8 protein-coding genes are annotated in these 3,561 nt (G+C 43.0%); 1 reads left to right on the top strand and 7 read right to left on the bottom strand.

The window, feature by feature from the left end:
- The 7 genes from nrfD to NZ583_08950 form a co-directional block, all read right to left on the bottom strand.
- Positions 1–726 (bottom strand): polysulfide reductase NrfD (gene nrfD / locus NZ583_08980; protein ID MCS7281726.1); only part of this gene is annotated, 726 nt, incomplete at its 3' end.
- Positions 727–931: 205 nt separating this feature from the next.
- The gene (locus NZ583_08975; GenBank protein ID MCS7281725.1) at positions 932–1,090 is read right to left on the bottom strand and encodes a 4Fe-4S dicluster domain-containing protein; all 159 of its coding nucleotides are present in this window, start codon (positions 1,088–1,090) and stop codon (positions 932–934) included.
- Positions 1,091–1,123: 33 nt separating this feature from the next.
- On the bottom strand, positions 1,124–1,375 hold the full coding sequence (locus NZ583_08970; protein ID MCS7281724.1) for a hypothetical protein: 252 nt from the start codon (positions 1,373–1,375) through the stop codon (positions 1,124–1,126).
- Positions 1,351–1,656, bottom strand: coding sequence for a hypothetical protein (locus NZ583_08965; protein ID MCS7281723.1), 306 nt, complete (start codon positions 1,654–1,656; stop codon positions 1,351–1,353). Before NZ583_08965 ends, NZ583_08970 begins: the two co-directional genes overlap by 25 nt.
- 153 nt (positions 1,657–1,809) lie before the next feature.
- A complete protein-coding gene (locus NZ583_08960) occupies positions 1,810–2,031 on the bottom strand; it encodes a hypothetical protein (GenBank protein ID MCS7281722.1) in 222 nt (73 codons plus the stop codon).
- Between the two features lie 221 nt (positions 2,032–2,252).
- Positions 2,253–2,621: a hypothetical protein gene (locus NZ583_08955; protein ID MCS7281721.1), complete on the bottom strand. Its 369-nt coding sequence runs from the start codon at positions 2,619–2,621 to the stop codon at positions 2,253–2,255.
- Positions 2,602–2,973 (bottom strand): hypothetical protein, encoded by a 372-nt coding sequence (locus tag NZ583_08950; GenBank protein ID MCS7281720.1) that lies wholly within the window; start codon positions 2,971–2,973, stop codon positions 2,602–2,604. The genes NZ583_08955 and NZ583_08950 overlap by 20 nt, the downstream gene beginning before the upstream one ends.
- Before the next feature lie 105 nt (positions 2,974–3,078).
- Between NZ583_08950 and NZ583_08945 the strand changes: the two genes are divergently transcribed.
- Positions 3,079–3,306 (top strand): hypothetical protein, encoded by a 228-nt coding sequence (locus NZ583_08945; GenBank protein MCS7281719.1) that lies wholly within the window; start codon positions 3,079–3,081, stop codon positions 3,304–3,306.
- Positions 3,307–3,561: the final 255 nt, after the last annotated feature.

Genomic DNA, 3,561 nt, shown 5'->3' with positions numbered 1-3,561 from the left:
AATATCCATCTTTTTTAGGCGCTTGAGTATCTGAAAAACGATCAGCATTATGGCAGGGCCTGAACAGAATGCGGATGCCAGAAATCGGGGAGCCAAAATTGCCGTATTCCAAAAGGGTCTGGCAGGAAGGGGATTGTAAATGAAGGCCGTAACCGTGTGTATGCTTATTGCCCACGGGATGGAGATGAGAACAAGAGGCACGTAAATTTTTCGATTCGGCTCTTGATTGTTGTAATTTTTGTAAAGGATGTATAGGGGCAGAACGGTGTTTAAAATTAGATATCCCGAAAGCACTATCGTATCCCAGGTGAGTAACGAATCCGGGAAGTTCCATTTACCTATCCCAGGGACTATGTGCCAGAACCTCTCAGGTCTTCCAAAATCCACAATTATAAAAAGAAGACACATGATTAAAGAAGAAAACGCCAATAGTTCACCAAGCACTGTGATCTCTTTTATGGGCTCAAAATGGTAGATGTAAGCGGGGATCACAAGAGGTACTGCAGCCGCCGCAACTCCAACGAGAAAAGTAAAATTGGCTATGTAGAGGCCCCAGGATACTTGATCCCTCATGTGTGTGACGATAAGTCCATGTTCAAGTTGGTCAAGATAGAAAACCATTCCAAAAGAGATCAATCCTAAAAGGAAAAAGAGCCACAAATAGTAATGTCTCGTACCTCTTACAGCTTCTTCGAAGGCGGTTCTAAAAAAGGAACCTGGGCCCATTTTTACGTGTCAAAAGAGTAAAAAAATCTAGGTTCGGTGTGCAATTCCTCTTTGAGCTTAAAAAAACCCTTTTTCTCCCCATCACAGCTCTTACCTCATCGGTAGTATCGAGCAGGTTTCCAAATTTTCTCGCGCAAACCGGACATACCTCAACGCATGCCAGGTACTTTCCTTCTCTTACCCTCTGGATGCACAAATGGCATTTTTAAACAACGTTTCTCATTCTTCGTCTGTTGCCAAGATAATGGGTCTCGGGATTAATCTCTTCCTTCGGTATCACAGGATCAGACCAGTTAAAGGATCTAGATCTATAAGGACATGCGGCCATACAATACCTACATCCTATGCAACAGTTATAATCCACACCCACTATTCCATCAGGTTCTACCCAGGTTGTTTACACAGGGCAAGCTTTCACACAGGGTGGTCTTCTACACTGTTGACATTGGACTGGCACATAATAGTGTCCTTCCTCTGGCACAAATTCAGGATCATAGTAATGATCTGCTTCTTCGAAATTCATCGATCCTTTCTTAAACCTTATAACCCTTATGTAGTGGATCTGGTGGGGGGATTTCGAAAGGTTGTTCTCCTTTACACAGGCATAGACGCATCTTCTGAACCCTATAATCTTCTGCAACCTATACATTTTGAAAGGTTAAGAGCATAGGCAAACTCCACACCTTCTAAGGCTGACGTAGCCTTAACCTTTACTTTTCTGCCGTAGGTCATCGTATATTTTGCCTCAAGTTTTAAAAGCATACTTTCGACTTCACATTTGGACATCTCCTTGAAGTGTTTTTGAAAAAGATCACTCGTATCAAAATCCATAAGTCTCGATACCTTACAAGAAGAGATCAAGGATGACAAAAGAAGAGAAAATGCTGTAGTCAGAAAATCCCTCCTCGATAATCTTCTATCTTTCGCCATTATTTTTCTTTTTCCACAAAGTTCTTGATAGACTCATAGGCGCAGGATCAGGCTTTATCAGTTTTAAGCGAGGACTGTGGGGATCGTGGCAGTGTACGCATAGAAGGTACTGCTCCTTTTTCTGCCATTGGCCTGTTCTCTTTCCGTGGATTCCTATCCTCCAATCTTTAAAATGTTACCGTGACACTGTCCACAAAGTTCGTACGATCTATTAAAAGGAATCTGATCTCCCCCTGCGAGCTTCAAACTGTCGAGGTTATTTTCGTTGTGACAATCGTAACACCACCTTTGCCCATGTTGGAGTTTGATCTCCGAATGCATCTCTTTTAGCCTACGTTGTTTTTTATTCCTTTCCAGCGACTCGTGACAATTCATGCATGGAAAGATTCCCGGTGAAAAAGGAGGATATGGCAAAGGATACTCTTTGGACCCACCGGAAACTAAAAAAAGGGAAGACAAAAAAGATCAGTATAAAAATAGTTGCGACCTTCATGACTTTTCTACGTTAGGTCCGGAAAAAGAACCCGAATACGATCGGACTCTATCATTTAACGGACGGTTTGGCTGCATTCTTTCTCACAGAAACATGGAGGCGCTCAAAGTTCATCCTCCGGTACCTGCCAAGTTAAACCCAAATCTTCAATTACCTCTTTGTCGAGTTTCGGTGACCTACCAAGAGTTGTCAGATAGTTACCTGTCATGATCGAATTACAGCCAGCAACAATTGCCAAAGGAATAAGCTGTCTAAGGTGGGTTTCTTTTCCGGCGCAGATCTTGATATCCTTTTTTGGGAGTAGGAATCGGAAAATCGCAATGGAAAGTAAAATCTCTAAAGGATCGAGCGGAGGCGTACCGTAAAGTGGAGTTCCAAGTCTCGCATTCAGTATGTTTATCGGGACTGAATCCACGTCGAGCTCTCGCAATGTAAGTGCTAGTCTTATCCTGTCATCTATACCTTCGCCCATGCCTATTATACCTCCCGCTGCAGACGGAAAGACCAGCTCTTTTAGCGTTCTTTATAGTCTCAATTTTTTCCTCATATCCGTGGGTCGTGCAAATATTTCTGAAAAAGTCGCAAGATGTTTCGAGGTTGTAGTGGTACCGGTAAAGTCCAGATCTTTTGAGTCTTATAGCCTCTTCTTTGTCTATGAACCCCAAAGAGGCATATGGCTTTATGCCTAAAGCTTTTATCTTTCCGATCGCGGAATGAATCGTTTCCCATTCCTGGCTCGACTCTATCGAAGGACCGCTCGTAACAATACCAAAGGAGTGGGCCCCTTCCTTTTTAGCATGCTTTGCTCGGTCTACAATTTCCACTTCGCTGAGAAGCGGGTATGTCGTACTATTTGTCTCATAATGAGCCGACACTGCGCGCAGAACTTACAGTCTCCCGGGTAGAGACCAGATTTTGCGTTGACAATCATGCAGAGGCCTACAAATTTACTCTTGTGCGCCCTTAATATTTCATTCGCTTTTGCGATAACCGAGTATCTCGAACAAAAGGCTGTGCTTTACGGCACTTTTGCATTAGCCTTCGGTCTTTTTCTTCACGTGTCACCTATACCACCAGTGAAAGGAGGCCCTTTGGTGACAAAAATCCTAACTGAAAACGTGGAAGCACTTACAGGAGGAAAAGTTGTTCTAGAATAGAATCCAAAGAGAGCGGCAGACCTGAAGCTATGCTATGCTGCCTTTAGTGGACACGAACATTGTTATCTAATATACTAACCATGGAGGTGTCACAATGGAGAAGATTCCAAAGGCAGTTTTTACAAATGAGTTTAAGGAAGAAGCAGTAAAAATGATAACAGAGACTGGATTATCCATACCAGAGGTAGCAAGAAGACTATCCATACCCAAATCTACCTTAGCCACCTGGGTTAAAAGGGCAAAGGAGATGAAACT

It is taken from the genome of Thermodesulfobacteriota bacterium (genome assembly GCA_025062045.1).
Lineage (GTDB): Bacteria > Desulfobacterota > Syntrophorhabdia > Syntrophorhabdales > JANXAF01 > JANXAF01.
Note: the sequence above shows the minus strand (reverse complement) of the source record. Positions and strands in the feature narration are given on the sequence as shown.